Source organism: Streptomyces globosus (assembly GCF_003325375.1).
Lineage (GTDB): Bacteria > Actinomycetota > Actinomycetes > Streptomycetales > Streptomycetaceae > Streptomyces > Streptomyces globosus_A.
Map to the genome: position 1 here is coordinate 3,444,946 of NZ_CP030862.1, position 20,100 is coordinate 3,465,045.

At 74.8% G+C, this 20,100-nt stretch carries 20 protein-coding genes; 9 read left to right on the plus strand and 11 right to left on the minus strand.

Annotated features, from left to right (window positions below; translation table 11 throughout):
• Window position 1 precedes the first annotated feature (1 nt).
• The 3 genes from C0216_RS14975 to C0216_RS14985 all read right to left on the minus strand — a co-directional run bounded on the left by C0216_RS14975 (window position 2) and on the right by C0216_RS14985 (window position 1,918).
• Complete coding sequence (locus C0216_RS14975) at window positions 2-694, minus strand: GNAT family N-acetyltransferase (RefSeq protein ID WP_114055774.1); 693 nt, start codon at window positions 692-694, stop codon at window positions 2-4.
• A 176-nt stretch (window positions 695-870) separates the two neighbouring features.
• The gene (locus C0216_RS14980; RefSeq protein WP_114055775.1) at window positions 871-1,326 is read right to left on the minus strand and encodes a hypothetical protein; all 456 of its coding nucleotides are present in this window, start codon (window positions 1,324-1,326) and stop codon (window positions 871-873) included.
• Window positions 1,327-1,423: 97 nt separating this feature from the next.
• The gene (locus C0216_RS14985) at window positions 1,424-1,918 is read right to left on the minus strand and encodes a MarR family winged helix-turn-helix transcriptional regulator (protein ID WP_174250399.1); all 495 of its coding nucleotides are present in this window, start codon (window positions 1,916-1,918) and stop codon (window positions 1,424-1,426) included.
• A 70-nt stretch (window positions 1,919-1,988) separates the two neighbouring features.
• Between C0216_RS14985 and C0216_RS14990 the strand changes: the two genes are divergently transcribed.
• Window positions 1,989-4,067: an MMPL family transporter gene (locus C0216_RS14990; RefSeq protein WP_114055777.1), complete on the plus strand. Its 2,079-nt coding sequence runs from the start codon at window positions 1,989-1,991 to the stop codon at window positions 4,065-4,067.
• A gap of 148 nt (window positions 4,068-4,215) precedes the next feature.
• On the plus strand, window positions 4,216-4,545 hold the full coding sequence (locus tag C0216_RS14995) for a hypothetical protein (protein ID WP_114055778.1): 330 nt from the start codon (window positions 4,216-4,218) through the stop codon (window positions 4,543-4,545).
• Window positions 4,546-4,591: 46 nt separating this feature from the next.
• Here C0216_RS14995 and C0216_RS15000 read toward each other — a convergent pair whose 3' ends face one another.
• Together C0216_RS15000 and C0216_RS15005 are read right to left on the minus strand one after the other, a co-directional pair.
• The gene (locus C0216_RS15000; protein ID WP_114055779.1) at window positions 4,592-4,816 is read right to left on the minus strand and encodes a hypothetical protein; all 225 of its coding nucleotides are present in this window, start codon (window positions 4,814-4,816) and stop codon (window positions 4,592-4,594) included.
• Between the two features lie 128 nt (window positions 4,817-4,944).
• Window positions 4,945-6,150, minus strand: coding sequence for a spore photoproduct lyase family protein (locus C0216_RS15005; RefSeq protein WP_428985429.1), 1,206 nt, complete (start codon window positions 6,148-6,150; stop codon window positions 4,945-4,947).
• Window positions 6,151-6,507: 357 nt separating this feature from the next.
• Between C0216_RS15005 and C0216_RS34090 the strand changes: the two genes are divergently transcribed.
• The 4 genes from C0216_RS34090 to gap all read left to right on the plus strand — a co-directional run bounded on the left by C0216_RS34090 (window position 6,508) and on the right by gap (window position 11,602).
• Entirely contained in the window at window positions 6,508-7,932 is a 1,425-nt protein-coding gene (locus C0216_RS34090) for a helix-turn-helix transcriptional regulator (protein WP_216827083.1), read from the plus strand.
• 367 nt (window positions 7,933-8,299) lie between these two features.
• Window positions 8,300-9,478, plus strand: coding sequence for a PP2C family protein-serine/threonine phosphatase (locus C0216_RS15015; RefSeq protein ID WP_114055780.1), 1,179 nt, complete (start codon window positions 8,300-8,302; stop codon window positions 9,476-9,478).
• A 54-nt stretch (window positions 9,479-9,532) separates the two neighbouring features.
• The gene (locus C0216_RS15020; RefSeq protein WP_114055781.1) at window positions 9,533-10,489 is read left to right on the plus strand and encodes a GlxA family transcriptional regulator; all 957 of its coding nucleotides are present in this window, start codon (window positions 9,533-9,535) and stop codon (window positions 10,487-10,489) included.
• A gap of 117 nt (window positions 10,490-10,606) precedes the next feature.
• Complete coding sequence (gene gap, locus C0216_RS15025) at window positions 10,607-11,602, plus strand: type I glyceraldehyde-3-phosphate dehydrogenase (RefSeq protein WP_114055782.1); 996 nt, start codon at window positions 10,607-10,609, stop codon at window positions 11,600-11,602.
• Between the two features lie 127 nt (window positions 11,603-11,729).
• Here gap and C0216_RS15030 read toward each other — a convergent pair whose 3' ends face one another.
• Window positions 11,730-12,797 carry an AraC family transcriptional regulator gene (locus C0216_RS15030; protein WP_162793209.1) on the minus strand — a complete coding sequence of 356 codons (1,068 nt, stop codon included), beginning with the start codon at window positions 12,795-12,797 and terminating at the stop codon, window positions 11,730-11,732.
• 464 nt (window positions 12,798-13,261) lie between these two features.
• On the opposite strand from C0216_RS15030, the gene C0216_RS15035 reads away from it, so the two are divergent.
• Complete coding sequence (locus tag C0216_RS15035; protein ID WP_114055784.1) at window positions 13,262-14,731, plus strand: FAD-dependent oxidoreductase; 1,470 nt, start codon at window positions 13,262-13,264, stop codon at window positions 14,729-14,731.
• On the opposite strand, the gene C0216_RS15040 is transcribed toward C0216_RS15035, so the two are convergent.
• The 3 genes from C0216_RS15040 to C0216_RS35015 form a co-directional block, all read right to left on the minus strand.
• A complete protein-coding gene (locus C0216_RS15040) occupies window positions 14,712-15,089 on the minus strand; it encodes a hypothetical protein (RefSeq protein ID WP_114055785.1) in 378 nt (125 codons plus the stop codon). The two genes, C0216_RS15035 and C0216_RS15040, sit on opposite strands and share 20 nt — an antisense overlap.
• A 149-nt stretch (window positions 15,090-15,238) precedes the next feature.
• Entirely contained in the window at window positions 15,239-15,598 is a 360-nt protein-coding gene (locus C0216_RS15045; RefSeq protein ID WP_114055786.1) for a PRC-barrel domain containing protein, read from the minus strand.
• 56 nt (window positions 15,599-15,654) lie between these two features.
• Complete coding sequence (locus C0216_RS35015; protein WP_263406993.1) at window positions 15,655-15,780, minus strand: hypothetical protein; 126 nt, start codon at window positions 15,778-15,780, stop codon at window positions 15,655-15,657.
• Between the two features lie 226 nt (window positions 15,781-16,006).
• Here C0216_RS35015 and C0216_RS15050 point away from each other — a divergent pair, with 226 nt between their 5' ends.
• Window positions 16,007-16,561, plus strand: a complete 555-nt coding sequence (locus C0216_RS15050; protein WP_114055787.1) for a cysteine hydrolase family protein — start codon at window positions 16,007-16,009, stop codon at window positions 16,559-16,561.
• Window positions 16,562-16,674: 113 nt separating this feature from the next.
• Window positions 16,675-17,490, plus strand: a complete 816-nt coding sequence (locus C0216_RS15055) for an SDR family oxidoreductase (protein ID WP_114055788.1) — start codon at window positions 16,675-16,677, stop codon at window positions 17,488-17,490.
• Between the two features lie 115 nt (window positions 17,491-17,605).
• Here C0216_RS15055 and C0216_RS15060 read toward each other — a convergent pair whose 3' ends face one another.
• A complete protein-coding gene (locus C0216_RS15060; RefSeq protein WP_114055789.1) occupies window positions 17,606-18,550 on the minus strand; it encodes an RNA polymerase sigma-70 factor in 945 nt (314 codons plus the stop codon).
• Window positions 18,551-18,797: 247 nt separating this feature from the next.
• Complete coding sequence (locus C0216_RS15065) at window positions 18,798-20,000, minus strand: aromatic acid exporter family protein (RefSeq protein ID WP_114055790.1); 1,203 nt, start codon at window positions 19,998-20,000, stop codon at window positions 18,798-18,800.
• Window positions 20,001-20,100: the final 100 nt, after the last annotated feature.

Below are 20,100 nucleotides of genomic sequence, written 5' to 3' on the forward strand. Positions count from 1 at the left end.
GTCACCCGCCGGCGCCGCCGCCGGTCCCGCCGCCCGCCGCGGCCGGGCCGCCGGCCGCGGGATCGCGCCACATCGGCCACAGGGCGGGCCCGCCGTGCGGGAGCCGGATCTCGCCCGTCACCCGGAACCCCAACCGCTCGTAGAACGGCACGTTCGACGCCCTGCTCGACTCCAGGTACGCCGCCTCCCCGAGCCGGTCGCAGTGCGCCAACTGCTCCCGTACGAGCGCCGAGCCGGCGCCGGCGCCCTGCACCTGCGGATCCTTCCCCACGGTCGGCAGGTACCAGTGGGGCTCCTCCGGATGCGCCCGGTGCAGGCACTCCTGCACCTCCGCGGCCCGCCCCAGACCCCGCGGCCCGAAGACCCGCACATAGCGGGGCACGGACGCCAGCTCCCGCACCGCCGGCGCCCGCCACCGGCCGGGCCCGGACCACAGGGCCGCCGCCAGCAGCCGCCCCTCCCCGGTCGCGGCGACCCGCACGGCCCCCTCCCGCGGCCGCTGCTGCCGCTGCGCCAGCCGGAAGTAGAGCGCGATCCGGCGGGTCCGGTCCGGCCCGCCGCCGGGGACCATCCACCCCATGACGGGGTCGTCGGCGAAGGCGAGGGCCAGGAGGCCGGCGACCGTGCGCGCCTCGCCCGGCCGGGCGTGCCGGATCCCGAACGACTGCGGCAGCGGCCGCTTCCGTGTGCTCATCGCGCCACGGTAGGCGGCCGGGCGCCGCCGCCACCGGCCACACGCCCGCGGCACCGCCCGATCAGGCCGAACGGGGACGGGCCCCGGACGACGCAGGCGGACGGAGGGTTCGCGGCGGCACCTGCCACGCCGTGCCCCCGGTCGGCGGGCGGCACCCGCCGACCGGCCGTTGGGCTTCAGTCCGCCGGCGGGCCCGCCGTGTGGTCGGGGTGGCCCGGGGTGCGGCGGGCGCGCTTGAGCCGGGCCTCGTACAGGTGGTCGCGCCCGCCGGCGAGGTCGTCGACGGCCTGCTGCGCGAGCGCCGCGAACGGCCGGTAGTAGGTGTGGTTGTAGGCCTCGATGATCTGGAAGGTCCAGTGGCCGGGGATGACGTTGCGGCCGAGGATGTCCCGCTCGATCGCCGCCGCCACGTCGCCGTGCCCGGCTTCCCGGAAGAGGCGTACCGCCTCGTCGAGTTCGAAGTCCGCCGTGCCGGTCAGCTGGTGGAAGGCGTACAGGTGGCCGCGCGCGCGTTCGGTGGTCTCCAGCGCCTTCGACAGGGCGCCGAGGGCCAGGACGGTGGCGTGCGCCACGCCGTGCGGGCGGAGGGGGTCCGTACGGGGCGGCCGGTCGTGCTCCTCTGGTGCGCTCACCGTCCCTGCATAGCGCGTACGGGGCCGCCTGCCGAGCGGGCGCGCGGGGCCGCCATCCGGACGGCGGGGCCTCCCGGCTGCGTCCTCTGCCGCGCCGTCAGCGGCCCACGAGGCCGAGCTGGTGGTTCATCGCCTGCAGAAAGCGCACCACGACGTGCAGCTCGGCCGGGTCGAAGGGCGCGCAGGCCGCCTCCGTGCCGCGGGCCAGCGGGCCGAAGAACTCGCGCGCCGCCTCGCGGCCCGACGGCGCGTAGTGGATGTGGACCACGCGGCGGTCGTCTGCCGCCCGGACCCGCCGGACGTGCCCGGCCTTCTCCAGCCGGTCCAGGCAGGCGGTGACGGCCCCCGAGGTGAGGTTCATCCGGCTGCGCAGGCGCCCCGGGGTCATCGGGCCGCCCTCCTCGTCGTGCTCGGCGTCGAGGACGGCGATCAGCGCCTGGACGTCCGTCAGGTGCAGGCCGTGTGCCTGGGCGAACTCCTGGACGATCCGGTTGAACTCCGCGTTCATGCGGCGCAGCAGCACGGCGAAGGACTGCAACCCGATCGGGTCGTCCGCAGGAAGTGAGGACAGGGGGGTGTCGGCACTGGGCATGACACCAGCATATGATCTCTCAATCATTGACATACTTTGTGATTGAGAGATTGAAGGGCGGTTCGTTCACGTGAGCAGCAATCCGCGCCGGGCCCTGTGGCTGGTCCCCCTGGCCCTGCTGGTGGTCTGGCTGGGCATCGGCGGCACGCTCGGCCCCTACGCCGGGAAGCTCGGCGAGGTCGCCACCAACGACCAGGCGGCCTTCCTGCCCCGCAGCGCCGAGTCCACCGCGGTCCTCGAAGCCCGGCGGCCGTTCGAACGCTCGGAATCGGTTCCCGCGATCGTCGTCTGGGAGGCCCCGGAGGGCACCCGGATCACCGCGGACCAGACGGGCGCCGCGACCCGCGCCGTCGCCGCACTCGAGGGCCGGCCCGGCATCGCCGAGACACCCTCGCCCGCCCGGCCCTCGGAGGACGGCAGGGCGCTCCAGGCCGTCGTGCCGCTCAAGCCGGACCTGGGCGAAGAACTCCCCGCCGTCCTCGACTCGGTCCGCTCGGCGGCTGCGACCGTACCGGGCGCCACCGCGTACATCGCCGGCCCCGCGGCCACACAGGCCGACCTCTCCGACGCCTTCGCCGGCATCGACGGGCTGCTGCTCGGCGTCGCACTCGGCGCCGTCCTGCTGATCCTGCTCCTCGTGTACCGGAGCGTCCTCCTGCCGCTCGTGATCATCGTCGCGGCCGTGTTCGCCCTCGCCCTCGCCTGCGCGATCGTCTACGCCCTCGCCGACCGGGGCACCGTACGGGTCGACGGCCAGGTACAGGGCATCCTCTCCATCCTGGTCATCGGCGCGGCCACCGACTACGCCCTCCTCCTGACGGCCCGCTTCCGGGAGGAACTCGCCATCCACGGCGACCGCATGCGCGCGGCGACCGCCGCCGTCCGCCGCTCGGCCGGCGCCATCACCGCCAGCGCGGCCACCGTGGCGCTCGGCCTGCTCGCCCTGCTCGCGAGCGACCTCACCAACAACCGCGCGCTCGGCCCCGTCGGCGCGATCGGCATCATCTGCGCCGTCCTGACCACCCTCACCTTCCTGCCCGCCGTCCTCGCCCTGCTGGGCCGGACCGCGTACTGGCCGGCCAAGCCCAAGGCCGCCGCCGAGGAGGGCGGGCGCGGCGTGTGGCACCGTATCGCCGCGCTGATCGACCGCGCGCCGCGCAAGGTGTGGGCGTCGACCGCGGTGCTGCTGCTCGCCATGGCCGCGTTCGCCCCGACGCTGTCGGCCAAGGGCGTGCCCCTCGACGAGATCTTCGTCGGCGACGCGCCCTCGGTGAGCGCCCAAAAGGCCCTCGGCCGGCACTTCCCCGGCGGATCCGGCCAGCCCGCCGTGATCATCGCCGACGCGGGGCGGGTGGAGCAGGTCCAGGCGGCTGCCCGCGCGACGGACGGCGTCGCCGCGGCCGCAGCCGTCACGGCCACCGGCCGGCCGGGCGAGGGCGACCCGCTCGTGCGCGACGGCCGCGTCCGCATCGACGCCACCCTGGAGGCGGCCGCCGACAGCGACGCCGCCAAGGCCACCGTCGAGCGGCTGCGCACCCAGGTCCACGCCGTCCCCGGGGCCGACGCGATCGTCGGCGGCTACACCGCGCAGCAGTACGACACCCAGCAGACCGCGGCCCGCGACCGCAACGTCATCGTCCCCATCGTGCTCGGCATCATCCTGCTGATCCTCGTGGTGCTGCTGCGCGCCCTGGTGGTGCCGGTACTGCTGGTGGCGACCGTCGCCCTCAACTTCCTGGCCACCCTCGGCGTCGCCGCGCTCGTCTTCGACCTGCTGGGCTTCAGCGGCACCGACGCCTCCGTCCCGCTGTACGGGTTCGTCTTCCTGGTGGCGCTCGGCGTCGACTACAACATCTTCCTCATGTCGCGCGTCCGCGAGGAGACCCTCACGCACGGCGTGCGCCAGGGCGTGCTGCGCGGGCTGACCACGACCGGCGGGGTCATCACCTCCGCCGGGGTGGTCCTGGCGGCAACCTTCGCCGCGCTGATGGTCATCCCGCTGGCCTTCCTCGTCCAGATCGCCTTCATCGTCGCCTTCGGCGTCCTCCTCGACACCCTGGTCGTCCGGTCCCTGCTGGTCCCGGCGCTCGTCGTGGACCTCGGCGCCCGCAGCTGGTGGCCCGGCCGCCTCGCACGCGCCGAGCAGTGAGGGCATGCGGGCCGCGGGGCGGGCGGGCCACGGGTTTGCCACGGGTGCGGGTCAGGCCCGCCCCGCGGCCCGGTCGCTACGGGCAACCCGCGGGGCGACGATGGGAGTGCGGCCGCACTCCGGCAAGGCCCCTCGCCAAGGAGGCTCCATGAACCGGCGCACCCGCCCCCGCATCCTCATCCCCCTCGCGGCCGCCGCACTCGGCGCCCTGACCGGCGCCGGGGCGGCGGCAGCCGCGGCTCCCGCCGCCCCGCCGGCGGCCACGTGCTCGATCTCCGGCGTCCTGGAGAACGGCCGCGTCCACCTCTCCGGCGGGGGTTTCACGCCCGGGCCGGCGTACGTCTTCGGCTCGGCCGGCTTCGGCGGGACGGTGGAGATCGCCCAGAACGGCGGCTTCCAGATCATGGACGTCCCGAACGCCGAGTACACCGTCCGCCAGGGCGGCGAAGTGACCGAGTGCAGCGGCTTCAAGGGCTGACCGGGCGGCGGCCCGGCACCCGGTGCCCCCGGGCCTCCGGGCCCGGTCAGATCCAGGTGTCCGGGCCGCCCCCCGTCCAGACGATCATCGGGCTGTCCTGTTCGACCAGCGATTCCGGATCGTGCAGGCCCGCCCGGCGGGCGAACTCCACGACGTCGGCGAGGCCGTAGGCCGTCCCGAGCGGGGCGTCGGTGCCGTGGGTGTGCGCCGTGACCGGCCGGCCGCCCTTGGCGGTCACGGGGTGGACGGTGATGTGCGGAGTGTCCGGCATGCCCCCAGGCTCACCGCACCCGGGCACCTCCGCATCCCGGAGGACCCGTCCCGCCCCGCCCGCCGCGACCGGCGGGCCCCGCCGGAGGCCGACCCGGCGGTCAGAAGGCGCAGTGCACCCGCACCCGGTCAGAAGGCGTAGCGCACCCGCAGCCAGGGCGCGCGCGCCGCGATCAGCCCCCGCAGCGACTCCACGGCCGACGCCTTCTCCGCGATGCGGTAGCGGACGTTCCAGGCGCCGTTCTCCGACCTCTTCGCCTGCTGGAGGTCCGGGCGCCACAGCAGCTCCTCGGCCCGGGGGTGCCAGCCGAGGTTGACCTCGTGCAGCTCGCGGTTGTGCGTCAGCATGATGACCTCGGCCGCCGCCTGCTCCTTCACCCGGCGCGGCAGTACGTCGTCCATGGCGTCCAGCAGCTCGCCCCAGGCCCGCTCCCAGCCAGGCCGGACCACCACCGGCGACAGGTTGAAGTGCACCTCGTACCCGGCGTCGAGGAAGTCGGCGGCCGCGGCGAGGCGGTCCGCGACCGGGCTGGTCCGCACGTCGAGGAGGCGGGAGTCGTCCGCCGGCATCACGGAGAAGCGGATCCGGGTGCGGCCCTGCGGGTCGAGCCGCAGCAGGTCGGGGTTGACGAACTTGGTCGCGAAGGACGCCTTCGCGGTCGGCCGGCGGCGGAAGGCGCGGACCAGGTCCGCGGTGTTGTCGCTGATCAGGTCGTCGACCGAGCAGTCGCCGTTCTCCCCGACGTCGTACACCCACGCCCGGTCGTCGCACTGGTTGGGCTCCGGCTTCGGCCCCGCCCCCGCCACGTGCCGGCCGATGGCGTCCAGCACCCGTTCGACGTTGGTGAAGACGGTGACCGGGTTGGCGAACCCCTTGCGGCGCGGGACGTAGCAGTAGGCGCAGGCCATGGCGCAGCCGTTGGAGAGCCCCGGGGCGATCCAGTCGGCCGACCTGCCGTTGGGGCGGATCCCGAAGGACTTCCGCTCCCCCAGGACGAGGGTCTGCCGCTTCACCTGCACCCACCGCTCGGCGTTGCCCTCGTTGCCGTGCAGGTGCGGGATGCGCCAGTGGGACCTCGCCTCGACGAGGCGGGCCTCGGGGAACCGCGCGATGATCTGCCGGCCCCGCAGGGAGGCGGCCGCCGCCGGCTCCGCGTGGATCTCGGTGACCCTCAGCATCCTCCGGGCCTGCGGGCCGTCCCGGAACGGCCGCTCGGCGCCCGCACCGGCCTCCTCGCCGACGGGCCCGGCCGCCGCCACGAGCTCGCCGATCCCGAACAGCGCGTCCGCCTCGACGCCCTGCCGCCCCTGCCCGGATTGCTGTCGCCTGTCCACTTCACCCCAGTGTACGGAGGGGTCCCGCCTCCCCCGGGCCGCCGCCCGCTGTCCGGCCACGGCGGCCCGCAGTGCAGGGCCGCCGCGCAGGCCGACACCCGGCGCGAGCGCTCCACGGCGGCCGCCGGCGCAGCCGACGCCGTGCGGATCCTGCCGCACCGGTGGCGCCAGGGCCGGGCGGCATCCGTTTCGCGAAGACCCCGGTCCGCGGAGCGAACCCGGCGACGGGTCGCGCTTCGCCCGCCGGACGGCGGGGCGTAGCGTCGGCAGTGGGGGAGCGCGCCGCACGCGTGCGGGCGCCGGCACTGGCACGGGTACTGGCAGTGGGGGTGAGCGGACGGGGCTGTCGTGGGATTGGTGTTCCGGAGTTCCGACCCGGCCGAGACGGAGGCCTACCTCTCCCGGCAGTACGCAGACGTGACCGTCCACGCCTCGCCGGACGCCCGCACGGAGGTGGTCCGGCACACCGCGGACCGCTTCTCCGTCGAGGACGTGCGGATCGGCTGCGAGATGTCCTTCACCGCCGACCCGCTGGACGCCGTCTGCGTCGTCGTCCTCCACACCGGCACCATCGCCGTCCGCGAAAGCGGACTGCCCGACGAGGTCTTCGGCCCCGGCGAGGTGTTCCTCCACACCGCCGGGCACCGGCCGTTCACGGGAGCCGTCTCCGGCGCCCGCTACACCGCGGCCCTCCTCCACCCCGACCTGCTCGCCGACACCCTGCAGGCCTGCGACAAGACCGCACGGCGCCCTGTCCTGTTCACGGACCGGCGCCCCGCGACCGCCGGCGCCGGGCGGCAGCTCGCCGCTACCGTCGCCTTCCTCCGCGACAGCGTCCTCGCCCCGCCCCCGCGGCCGCGGCCGCCCATCATCGACACGACCTGCGGCCAGCTGCTCGCCGCCGCCGTCCTGTCCGCCTTCCCGTACACCACGCCCGGGGCGCGCCCCGCGGCCGCGCCGGGCGACGCCACCCTCCAGCGGGCGATCGCCTTCATTGAGGCCAACGCCCACCTCGACATCACGCTGGCCGACATCGCCGCCTCGATCCCCGTCAGCCCGCGCGCCGTGCAGTACGCCTTCGCCCGCCACGCCGGCACCACCCCCCTGGCCTACCTGCGGGGCGTCCGCCTGGCCAGGGTCCACGAGGAGCTGGCCTCGGCGATGCCCGGGCAGAGCACGGTCACCGAGACCGCGGCCCGGTGGGGCTTCGCGCACCCCGGCCGCTTCGCCGCCGCCTACCGCGAGGCATACGGCACGTCCCCAAGCCGCACCCTTGCAGCCCGCCCCAGCCGTACCACCCTGCCGGGCCCGGCCACCGCGGTCCCCGCACCGACGGGCATCGCGCCGGGCGGGGCGGAGGCGGAGGCGGAGGCGGGGGAGGCAGGGGGTGCGGGGGGTGCGGGGGGTGCGGGCACGGCCGGGCGGGGGCCGGGTCGGCCTCCCGTCACGCACGTCGTACGCGAGCGGTGTCTCGTCCTGACGCTGTGGAGCCCACCCGACCCCGACCGGCGCAGCAGGCTCGTCCAGCACGTCCGGTCCCTGCTGGACGAGCACCGCCCGGACTGCGTCGTCGTCGAACTGCCTCCGGCGGCCGCCACGGCATCGGCCGTTGCCACGGTCCTCACCCTGCACCGCCACTGCACGGCCCGCCAGGTCCCCCTGGCGGTGGCAGCGGGCCGGTCGGAAACCCGCCGCCTGATCAGGGCGGTGCAGCCGACGGTGCCAGTCCTGGCGGAAGTACCGGAAGCACTGGAGCAGGCCCGGGAGGCGGCGCGGGGGTGAGGGGGCGGCGGGTCGGGGGAGGGCAGGAGGCGGCGGGAGTCGGGGACTCGGGGTGGGGTGGTGCTGGGGGTGTCCCGGCAGCCCATTGTCCTTCCGGTGCGGGCCGTCTTGTAAAGGGCGCTCGCCCGTACGCCGGTTCGGCGTGGCAGGCGGGTCATGGCCGCGGCCCGTGCCCCGCCTGCCTCGTGCCGTGGTACAGGGCCGCCGGAAGCGGAGCACGACGGCGAATGGCGGCCCACCCGGAAGGTGGGCACTCTGGAGGTGGCCCACCCGGGTGGCGCCCCGCCCGGGAAAAACGGCATGTCCACGCGCGCGCCGGCAGCACGCGCGGCGGCGCCGCGGGCCCAGCGCGACGAGGGGAGCCGCCGTGACCGGTAGCGACGCCGTCTTCGCCGAGCTGCTGGAACGTTCGCACCGCGTGGCCGCGCGCGAAGTCCCCGACCTCGTCGAGGCCGCGGGCAAGCACCTCGGGCTGACCGGGACGCGCCTCTACGTGGCGGACCTCCAGCAGGTCCGGCTCGTCGCGCTGCCCCAGACCGGCCCCGGCGCGGGCGGCCACGCCGACGCCCTCGACATCGACTCCTCGCTCGGCGGCCTCGCCTACCGGACCCGGCAGGTCCAGGTGCCCCGCGACGGCGGCACCGCCTGGGTGCCGATGATCGACGGCATCGAACGGGTCGGCGTCATGCAGGCGACCGCGCCCGTCTTCCCCCCGGCCCTGCTGGACGTGAGCCGGGCCCTGGCGTCGCTGGCGACGCTCGTGCTCATGTCGAAGTCGCCGTACAACGACCTGGTGGTGAAGCGGGAGCGGCTGCGCCCCATGACCGTCCAGGCGGAGCTGGTGTGGGCGTTTCTGCCGCCGCGGACCATCGGCACCGCCGAGGCCACCTCGTCCGCGGTGCTGGAGCCGGCGTACGACATCGGAGGTGACGCCTTCGACCACAGCTTCACCGCGGACGGCCTGCACCTGACCCTGCTCGACGCGATGGGCCACGACCTCGCCTCCGGCGGCGCCGGCGCCACGGGGCTCGCCGCCTGCCGGGCCACGCGGCGCGCCGGGGGCACCCTCCCCGACATCGCCCGGACCATCGACCGCACCCTCGAGCAGTGGATCCCCGGCCGCCTGATGACCGCCGTCATCGCCCACCTCGACACCGCGGGCGGGCAGTTCACCTGGGTCAACTGCGGCCACCCGCCGCCGCTGCTCATCCGCGACGGGCGCGTGCTGCCCCGGGTGCTGGAGCGGACCCCGCAGCTGCCGCTCGGACTGGGCTTCCACAGGGAGGCGCCGCCGACCCTGCACCGGGAACGCCTGCAGCCCGGCGACCGCGTCCTGATCTACAGCGACGGCGTCACCGAGGCCCGCGGGCCCGACGGCAGCATCTTCGGCGAGCAGCGCCTGGTCGACACCGTCATCCGCTCGACGGCCGCAGGGGACACCGCCCCCGAGGCGCTGCGCCGGCTGATCCAGTTCGTGCGCGGGCACCAGGAGCACAGGCTGCGCGACGACGCCACGATCCTCCTGGTCGAGTGGCATCCAGGCTGACGGCAGGCCGCCCGCCCCGCCGCGCCCGCCGCGTCTGCGCGTACCCTCGGACGGGTGTCGTCCTCCCGTCTGCACCGCGTCGCCGTCCTCGTCCTCGAAGGAGCGAAACCGCTCGACGTCGGCATCCCCGCCCAGGTCTTCACCACCCGCGCGAGCATGCCGTACGAGGTGCGGGTGTGCGGTGCGGCCCCCGGCCTCGTCGCGGGCGGCGACGGGCTGTCCTACCACGTGAACCACGGGCTCGACGCGCTGGCCTGGTCCGACATCGTCTTCGTCCCCGGCTACCGCTTCCCCGACCGGGACGACCCGCCGCAGGACGTCCTCGCTGCGCTGACCGCCGCCCACGAGCGGGGCGCCCGGCTCGCCGCCATCTCGACGGGTGCCTTCGCCCTGGCCGCGACGGGCCTCCTCGACGGCAAGCGCGCCACGACGCACTGGCACTACGCGCGGGCGCTCGCCGCGAAACACCCGCGGATCCGGCTCGACGAGAACGTCCTGTTCGTCGACGAGGGCAGCGTGCTCACCTCCGCCGGCGCCGCCTCGGGCATCGACCTGTGCCTGCACATCCTGCGCGGCGACCTCGGGGTCGCCGCGTCCAACCACGCGGCGCGCCGCCTGGTCGCGGCCCCGTACCGCAGCGGAGGCCAGGCGCAGTACCTTCCGCGCAGTGTGCCCGAACCCCTCGGGGAGCGGTTCGCCGCCACCCGCGAATGGGCGCTGCGCCGGCTGGCCGAGCCGCTGACCCTGGAGGCGCTCGCCGAGCATGCGGCGGTCTCCTCCCGGACGTTCTCGCGGCGCTTCGCCGACGACACCGGCTACACACCCATGCAGTGGATCATGCGGGCCCGTATCGACAGGGCCCGCGAGCTGCTCGAACGGTCGGAGCGCAGCGTCGAGCGGATCGCCGCCGACGTCGGCCTCGGCACGGGAGCCAACCTGCGGCTGCACTTCCAGCGCATCCTCGGCACGACCCCCACCGAGTACCGGCGCACCTTCACCCGCGGCGAGTAGCGATCGACTGCAGCCCCCACTCGGCTGGCGAGATCCTTTTGAACCATGGCGATCACGCCACTGTCCCGGCCTGGCGCGGCAGGCGAGTCTGGTGCCGAACAGAAGGGGACACCGCTCATGACTCGCATCGCCATCAACGGGTTCGGCCGCATCGGACGCAACGTGCTGCGCGCGCTGCTCGAACGCCACACCGACCTCGAGGTCGTCGCCGTGAACGACCTCTCCGAGCCGGCCACCCTCGCGCGGCTGCTCGCGTTCGACTCCACGGCCGGCCGCCTGGGCCGCCCGGTCACCGTCGACGGCGACGTCCTGGTCGTCGACGGCCGCCGCATCAAGGTCCTCGCCGAGCGCGAGCCGGAGCAGCTTCCCTGGGCGGAGCTGGGCGTCGACATCGTGCTGGAGGCGACCGGCCGCTTCACGTCCGCCTCCGCGGCCGCCGCCCACATCAAGGCCGGCGCGAAGAAGGTCCTGGTCAGCGCGCCGTCGGACGGTGCGGACGTCACCCTCGCCTTCGGTGTGAACACCTCCGCCTACGACCCGGCCGTGCACACGATCGTCTCGAACGCCTCCTGCACCACGAACGCGCTCGCGCCGCTCGCCGCCGTCCTCGACGACCTCGCCGGGATCGAGCACGGCTTCATGACGACGGTGCACGCCTACACGCAGGAGCAGAACCTGCAGGACGGCCCCCACCGCGACCCCCGCCGCGCCCGCGCCGCCGGCGTCAACATCGTGCCCACCACCACGGGCGCCGCCAAGGCGATCGGCCTTGTCCTGCCGAACCTCGACGGCAAGCTGTCCGGCGACTCGATCCGCGTCCCGGTCCCGGTCGGCTCGATCGTGGAGCTGAACACCACCGTCTCGCGCGACGTGACCCGCGAGGACGTCCTGGCGGCGTACCGCGCCGCCGCCGAGGGCCCCCTCGCCGGTGTGCTGGAGTACTCCGAGGACCCGCTGGTCTCCGCCGACATCGTCGGCAACCCCGCCTCCTCGATCTTCGACTCGGCGCTCACCCGCGTCGACGGCCGCCACGTCAAGGTGGTCGCCTGGTACGACAACGAGTGGGGCTTCTCGAACCGCGTGATCGACACCCTCACGCTTCTCGCCGGCTGACCCTCCCCGCACGTCAGCACACTCCGGCCGCCCGGTCTCCCGGGCGGCCGGAGCCGTTTCCCGGCAGTGCCGCCCTCGGCTCGTGTGCGGAGGGTGCGTGCCGGGCGTCGCGACGCCGCGGGGCAACTCAACACAGGCCCTGAGGCCGGACGGCGTCCGGGCACCCGCGCGCCGCGCTGCGCAGGGCCGCCGGCGTGGTGCCGTACCAGCGCTGGACCGCGCGGCGCAGGGCGCGGGCGTCGGCGTAGCCGCTGCGGGCGGCGATCGCGTCCATCCCGAGGTCGGTGGTGTGGAGCAGCCGGGTGATCCGGTCCCGGCGCAGCGTCTCCAGTTCGCCGTTCCAGGTGGTGCCGTGCTCGTCGAGGCGCCGCTGGAGGGTGCGGGTGCTGACGGCCATCCGCCGCGCCACCCCGGCGAGCGACGGGCCGGTTCCGTCGTTCGCGGAGGCCAGTGCCGTGCGGAACAGGTCCAGCCAGTCGTGCAGGGGGATCGCGGTGGCGAGGGTCTGCTCGGCGTGCCGGCGGAGCACCGCGGAAAGGCCGGGCTGGGCGTGGGGCGTCGGCGACCTCAGGTCGGACGCCAGGAAGGTGATCGAGCTGACGGGGGCCTCGAAGTCGATGGCGCGGGTGCCGTAGAGCTCGGTCAGGGCGTCGTGCCGGCGGGGGGCCTCGGCCGCCACGGTCACGCGGACCGGGACGAGCCGGCGCCGTGCGGCCTCGCTCAGGCGCTGCTGGTACAGGCCCAGGGCGTAGCCGCGGACGGCGCAGGCCGCCTCGTGGGCGATGTCGGCATGGTTGACGTGGCTGAGGGTCACCTGCTCGCCGTCCTCCGTGACGCGGAGGGTGTCGGTGCTGGTGTCGGCGACGACGGCCAGGTAGGCGGCGGCGTCCCGGATCCCTTCGAGCGGGGTGGGCGCCGAGGTGATCAGGTAGTCCCACACCCCGAACGTCCCGAGGGCCGACTGCTGCGCCAGCAGCAGGGACAGCTCCGTCCAGGGCACATGGGCCGTCGTCAGTTCCGCGATCCGGTTGCTCGTGGCCGCGGGCGTCCGGCACAGGTCGTCGTTGAGGTGCTCCGCCGCCACTCCGAGCAGGTGGCCGTACCCGGCCCGGGGGACGCCGAGCAGGGAAGCGGCGTTGACGCTGAGTCGGGTGAGGGCGGAGGAGGTCGTCCCCGGATGCGCATGCGAAACCACAGGGCGTGAGCATAAGGCAGGTTCCGGCACAAGCCCTTCGCGGGAGCCCGGCGCAGGATGCCCCCTTCATGGCGTCAGCGGTCCCCGCGATGGCGCGCAGGGTCCCCCCGGTGGCGGGATATGCCCCTGGGGCGGCCGGGCGGCCCGGCAGAGGATGGGGGTACGACCGCGGGGCCGCGACCGGGACGGGGGTCCAGTCGCGGCCGCGCGCCGTCGGCACGCAGCGGGCGGCCAAAAACAAAGGCGAGGGTCCCAGTCGACTCCTCGCCAGTCTCAACGTATAGCGCACAGGGGGGCTTGCGGCAAGGCCCAGGTGCGGCCGCAGAATGGCCGGCCTGGGTCGGAAGCCGCGGAAATGCCGTGTCCGTACCGTATGCAGCCCCTTTGCCGGGTGCGTGTGCGGGGTGGGCGAGGGCTGCGCGGCGGCCGACTGCCGTGTCCCCTCCCGTGAAACGGGCGTACCCATGCATGATGTGATCGTGGTCGGCGGCGGACCGACCGGCCTGATGCTGGCGGCCGAACTCCGGCTGCACGGCGTCGACGTGACGGTCCTGGAGCGGCTGGCCGAGCCGACAGGGCAGTCCCGCGGCCAGGGCCTGCACGCCCGCAGCGTCGAAATGATGGACCAGCGCGGCCTGTTGGACCGCTTCCTCGCCTCCGCCGACACGTTCCGGGCAGGCGGCCTCTTCGGCGGCATCGTGAAGCCGTGGCCCGACACGCTGGACACGGCGCACCCGTACGGCATCGCCGTCCCGCAGCCCGTCACGGAGCGGCTGCTGGAGGAGCGGGCCCTCGAACTGGGCACCCGCATCCACCGCGGCCGAGCCGTGACCGGACTCGACCAGGACGCGGACGGGGTGACCGTCGAGCTGGCCGACGGAACCCGCATGCGGTCGCGCTTCGCGGTCGGCTGCGACGGCGCCCGCAGCGTCGTGCGGGGCCGGCTCGGGGTGGCCTTCCCCGGCGAGCCCACCAGGGTCGAGACCCTGCTCGGCGAGATGGAGCTCGCCGAGGCCCCGGAGAAGATCGCCGCCGTCGTCGCGGAAGTACAGCGCACGCAGCTGCGGTTCGCGGCGGCCCCGCTCGGGGAGGGCCGCTACCGCGTCGTCGTCCCCGCCGACGGGGTGGCCGAGGACCGCTCCGCGGCACCGACCCTCGACGAGTTCACCCGGCAGCTGCGCGCCGTCGCGGGCACCGACTTCGGCGCGCACTCACCGCGCCGGCTGTCGCGCTTCGGCGACGCCACCCGCCAGGCCGAGCGCTACCGCGTCGGCCGCGTCCTCCTCGCAGGCGACGCCGCGCACATCCACCCCCCGACCGGCGGCCAGGGGCTCAACCTCGGCATCCAGGACGCCTTCAACCTCGGCTGGAAGCTGGCCGCGGAGGTGGGCGGCCGCGCCCCGGAAGGGCTGCTGGACACGTACCACGCCGAACGGCACCCCGTGGGCGCCGCCGTCCTGGAGAACACGCGGGCGCAGATCACCCTGCTGGGCACCGATCCCGGGGCGGCCGCACTGCGGAAGCTGTTCTCGGCGCTCATGGACTTCGAGGAGGTGAACCGTTACGTCACCGGCATGATCACGGCGGTGGGGGTCCGCTACGACCTCGGTGAGGGCCACGACCTGCTCGGCCGTCGCCTGCGGGACGTGCCGCTGCAGCAGGGCCGCCTGTACGACCGCATGCGCACGGCCCGGGGCCTGCTCCTCGACCGGACCGGCCGGCTCACCGCGGACGGCTGGGCGGACCGCGTCGACCACGTCGTCGACCCGTGCCCCGAACTGGGCGACCCGGACGACGTGCCCGCCCTGCTGCTGCGGCCCGACGGGCACGTGGCGTGGGTCGGCGGCGACCGGGAGGGCCTGGAAGACCGGCTCGCCGCCTGGTTCGGCGCGCCCGCAGGCCGTACGCCCGCGGCTACAGGACGGCGACCGTGAAGGCGTTGTCGACGTAGCTGCCGTTCAGGTCGTACGTGTACACCGTCACGGAGTTCGTGCCGCAGACGGCGTTCGGCGCGGTGCTGAAGCTGCGGCGGTTGGAGTTGGGCAGCTCGACCTGGACGATGCTGAACGCCAGGTTCACCTGGTCTGCCACGTTGACGCAGTACCGGCCGCGGTCGATGTGCCGCACCCAGTCGATGTTCTTCGCCCGCCTCAGCACCCCGGAGGGGCTCACGTCGGCCGCGGCCTGGACATACGGCGAGGTGATCGGAGCCGGGTCCGCCGCGGCGGCGGGCACGGCGAGCGCCCCGGTCAGTGCGGCGGCGGCAAGGACGACGGGAACAGGTCGGCGCATGGTTCACACTCCCGGCGGACGGCGGCCCACGGCGAGCCGCCTGCGGTTCCCCACCCTCCCCGACCTGCGCGGGGCGTGCGGCCGAAACGCCGTGCGGTGCTCGGCCACCCGTGACCGAACCTCACCCGGTCGGCCGCGCCCGGGAGCCGTCAGAAGCGGCCCAGGGGCGCGTCGCCCCAGTAGCCGCCGACCTCCCGGTGGTGGTCGGCGCTGCCCAGGTGCTTCTCCCGTACGAACTCCGGCGCGTCCTTGACCTGCTCCCTGGTCCGGTCGACGTAGATCTTCCGCTCCGCGGCGTCGATGCGGGTGATCGTCCCGGCGGGCAGCAGCACCTGCCGGCCGAAGATCCAGGGCCCGGTGTCGACGACGATCCAGGAGGCGTCGGCCTCGTCCGAGTGCTTGTCGACCTTGCCGATGCCGCCGTCGACGGCCTCGACCTTGTACCCCGTCAGGTCGACGCCCTCCAGGCGGCCGACGGCGAGGCGGTAGACCCAGATGTTCCCGGTCATGGGCTTCGGTTCCTTTCTCGGCGGTTCTCGGGATGCGGCGGCCCGGCCGGAGCGGCTCAGCGGCCCCCGGCCAGGCTGTGGATGAGCACGCCCAACGCGAAGGCGAGCAGCAGCAGATGAAGCCAGACCGGCCCCGGCGGGGCCGGTTCGGCGGCCAGTAACGAGAGCTGGTTTCCTGTCATGCCCGCTCGCTTGCCCACGCTCGGCCGGTTGACGCACCCTTCTTCCGCCGCAAGCCCTGCTCCTCCACCCCGCAGCCCTGCGCCGGCACGGGCCGGGCTGCTTCGCCGCCGGCCCCGCCCGGGGATTTCGCCCCGGCCCGGTCCGGCGCGCCGGACGGGGGCCGATGGGGGGACGCCTGCGGCGTGGCGGCCGCCCCCGCCCCGCCCGCGCCACAGATTCGACGGCATGGACAACACGGCCGTCGTGGTCATCGACATGCTCAACCCCTACCGGCACGAGGACGCCGACCTGCTGGTCCCGTCCGTCCGCACCGCACTGCCCCGCATCGTGGAGCTGCTGTCCGCCGCCCGGGCCGCGCAGGTGCCCGTCGTCTACGTCAACGACAACTTCGGCCAGTGGCGCTCCCACCACGGCCAGATCGCCGACATCGCGATGGCGGGCGCACACCCCGAACTGGTGGAGCCGGTCCTGCCGGACGAGGACTCCCTCTTCGTCGTCAAGGCCCGCCACTCGGTGTTCTTCGAGACGCCGCTGGCCTACCTGCTGGGCACGATGGACGTCGGCCGCCTGGTGCTCGTCGGGCAGGTGACCGAGCAGTGCGTGCTGTACTCCGCGCTCGACGCGCACATCCGCCGCCTCGACGTCGTCGTGCCGCGGAACGCGGTCGCCCACATCCACCCGGACCTCGCCGGGGCGGCCCTGCGGATGATGGCGGAGAACATGGGCGCCCGGGTCGTCGACGGCCCGGGCGACCTGTGGCCGCAGCCGCCGGCAGAGTGAGTCGGCTCCGCGGCCGCCGGCGGGGTTGCCGGGCCGGCCGGCGGGCAGGCGCGGACCGCCCCGGATCCCACGCCCGGGGGACGACACCCTCGCACAGGCAGGAGGACAGGCCCATGTCACAGCCCCAGCCCGCTCCCCGGGCGGCCGTGGTCACCGGCGCGGACTCCGGCATCGGCCGGGCGACCGCCGCCCGCCTCGCCGAGGCCGGGATGGACGTCGGCATCACCTGGCACACGGACGAGGCCGGAGCCCGGGAGACGGCCGCCGAAGTACGAGGCCACGGCAGGAGGGCGGCCGTCGCCCGGCTGGACCTGACCGACCTGCCGGCCGCCGCACAGGTCGTCGACGACCTCGCCGACGAACTCGGCCGCCTCGACGTCCTGGTCAACAACGCGGGCACCGGCACGGCCACCCCGTTCCTCGACATCGGCCTCGGCACCCTGCGCGAGGTGCTCGACGTCGACCTGGTCGGCCCGTTCCTGTGCTCGCAGCACGCCGCCCGCCGCATGATCGCCCAGGGCGGCGGGGGCCGCATCGTCAACGTCACGTCCGTGCACGAGCACCAGCCCCGCGTCGGCTCCGCACCGTACTGCGCCGCCAAGGGCGGCCTCGGCCTCCTCACCCAGGTGATGGCGCTCGAACTGGCCGAGCACGGCATCACGGTGAACGCCGTGGCCCCCGGCGAGATCGCGACCCCCATGACCGGCCAGGAGGACACCGACGTGCACCGCGAACACCGCCCCGGCGTCCCCCTCGGCCGCCCCGGCGACGCCCGCGAGGTGGCCGCCGTCATCGCCTTCCTGGCCGGCCCGGACGCCTCGTACGTGACGGGCGCCTCCTGGGCGGTCGACGGCGGAATGCTCCGCATGGGCCCGATGGCCGGCTCCCACCTGGACAGCGAGGACTGGCGCCGCCCCGGCAGGCGCTGACGCCGCCTCCCTCCACCGGACCACTGCCCGGGCAGCGCGAGCGTGCGTGACCGGCGCACCGTCCACAACCTCCCGGGACAGGACACCTGGTGCTGCAGACGGAAAGGCCACAGCACTAGAACGCGCGCAGCAGGGGCTCCCCGTGGGGCCTGGACGCCCAGGCCTCCGTGGCCCGTTCCAGCTTGTCCGGGTTGACCTGGCTGCGGAACGCGGCGATGCCCTCCGGGGTGACCTGGAGGCAGATGACGCCGATGACCCGGCCGTCGACGACCGCCACGACGGCCGGTTCCCCGTTCGCGGTCGTCGCGTACATGTCCGCCGCGCCGCCGACCAGCTTCCGCTTGGCCGGGGTCGGCCTGAACAGGCCCCGCATGAACCTGGCGACCGCCGTCGCGCCCTCGAAGGCCCTCGCACGGGCCGGGACCTTCCCGCCGCCGTCGCCGACCGCGATGGCGTCGGAGGTCAGCAGCCGCACCAGCGGCTCGGTCTCCCCGCTCGTCGCGGCCGCGAGGAACTCCTCCACCACCCGCCGGGCCGCCGCCCGGTCGATCCCGGTGCGGGTCCTGCCGTCCGCGAGGTGCTTCTTCGCCCGGTGGAAGACCTGCTGGCTGGCCGCCTCCGTCAGGTCGAGGATCTGGGCGATCTCCCGGTGCGGGTAGTCGAAGGCCTGCCGCAGCACGTACACCGCCCGCTCGTTGGGCGACAGCCGCTCCATCAGCACGAGTACCGCGTACGAGACGGACTCGCGCTGCTCCGCGGTGTCCGCCGGGCCGAGCATCGGGTCCCCCTCCAGCAGCGGCTCCGGCAGCCACTGGCCGACGTACGTCTCGCGGCGGGCGCGGGCCGAGGAGAGCTGGTTCAGGCACAGGTTGGTGAGGACCTTCGTCAGCCACGCCTCGGGGACCTCGATCAGCGCCACGTCCGCGGCCTGCCAGCGCAGAAACGTCTCCTGCACGGCGTCCTCCGCCTCGCCCGCGGATCCCAGCATGCGGTAGGCGATGGCCTCCAGGCGCGGCCTCGCGGCCTCGAAGCGGTCGACGTCGTCCATGGTCAGCGGCATGCTCCCGATCCTAGGGGGTGTTGCGCAGGTCCTGTGCGGTGCCCGCGGTGTCCGGTGCGTGCTGTCGGTGTGCCGGGCGAAACCCCTCGTACGGGGCGTACTCGGGGCTTCGGCCGGTGCGGCGGGAGTGCGTGCCGGGCGCCGTGCGGGACTTTCGCAACACCCCCCGGTGCGCGACCGCGGCGCCGCCGGCGGGGGAGGGGCCGACTGCCTTGCACGGCGCGCCGGTTGGGCCCGCCGCCCCGGATCACGCGCGCCGCTCCGCGCCGTCCCGCCCGCGCCGGGCGAAGCGGCCCGCGCGCCGGGCACGGGTGTGCCGGTCGAGTTCCTCCAGCAGGCGCTGCGAGCGCTTGTCCACGCCCAGCTCGTCCAGTACCCGGTCCAGTTCGGCGAGGAGCGCGCCCTGCAGCTGCCATTCGGCGGGATCCTCCTGCACCTTCGCCAGCATCAGGTCCGCGAGCCGGTCGCGGCTCGCCCGGGCCACCAGCAGCTCCCCGGCCAGCCGCTCCTCCGCCTTCTCCGCGTTGGCGCTGACCTGCGCGGTGATCAGCTGGGCGAAGCTCTCCACCGCCCGGGCCGTGTGGTCCAGCAGCTCCCGCAGCGCCGCCTTGACCTCGGCGGTGAACAGCGGGCTGTCGGGCCGGGCCTTCGCCAGGTCGGTCAGCGTCCGGCAGGCCACCCGCAGGACCACCGCGCAGATCTCCAGCGTGTCCAGCCCGGTCCGCAGCACCAGCCGGGAGAGCAGGCCCTCCTTGACCCGCGGGTTCATCCTCAGGCTGTCCTCGGCCTGCCGCAGGGCCGCGTCCACCAGCGCGATGTCGTTGTCGAGGCGCCTCGCCTCGTGGAGCCGGGCCGCGGCCTCCTCCACCTTCGCGCGCCCGGACGGCCAGTCCTCGCCGAGGTGGCCCAGCAGCCGGCTCATCCGGGCAGCGAGGTCGGTGATCGCGCTGCTCGCCGGGCCGACCCACACCGGAGGCGCGACGACCAGGTTGATCAGCAGTCCGACCGCTGCCCCGATCAGGGTCTCCAGCACCCGGTCCCAGGCGGTGTCCGCCACCTGGGTGACGCCCAGCACGAGCATGGCGCTGATCGCCACCTCCGGCACGAACTCGTCCACCCGCACCAGGTGGCCCACCAGCAGCGACGCCAGGATGACCAGGCCCAGGCTCCACCACGTCAGCCCCACCAGGACGCTGAAGCCGATCGCGATCAGCACCCCGGCGACCACGGAGTTCACCCGGCGGATGCCCGTGGTCAGCGTCGAGTAGAGGGTGACCTGGACGACGAGCAGCGCGGTCAGCGGTGCGGTGAGCGGCGCCGGCTCACTGCTCAGCCGCAGCGCGATCACGTAGCTGATGACGGCGGCGGCGGTGGAGCGCAGGGCCTGGACCGCGACCGGCTCGCGGTGCCGGCCGGCGAAGCGGGAGAGCGTGCTGATCATCTGGGGCATACCTGCGCGCATTCCCCGGCCGGACCGCCGCGTGACGGGGGCGGCCGGGTTTTTACCTCCTTGGCCGTTCCCGGCCCCGTATGCCGACCGGCCGGCATAC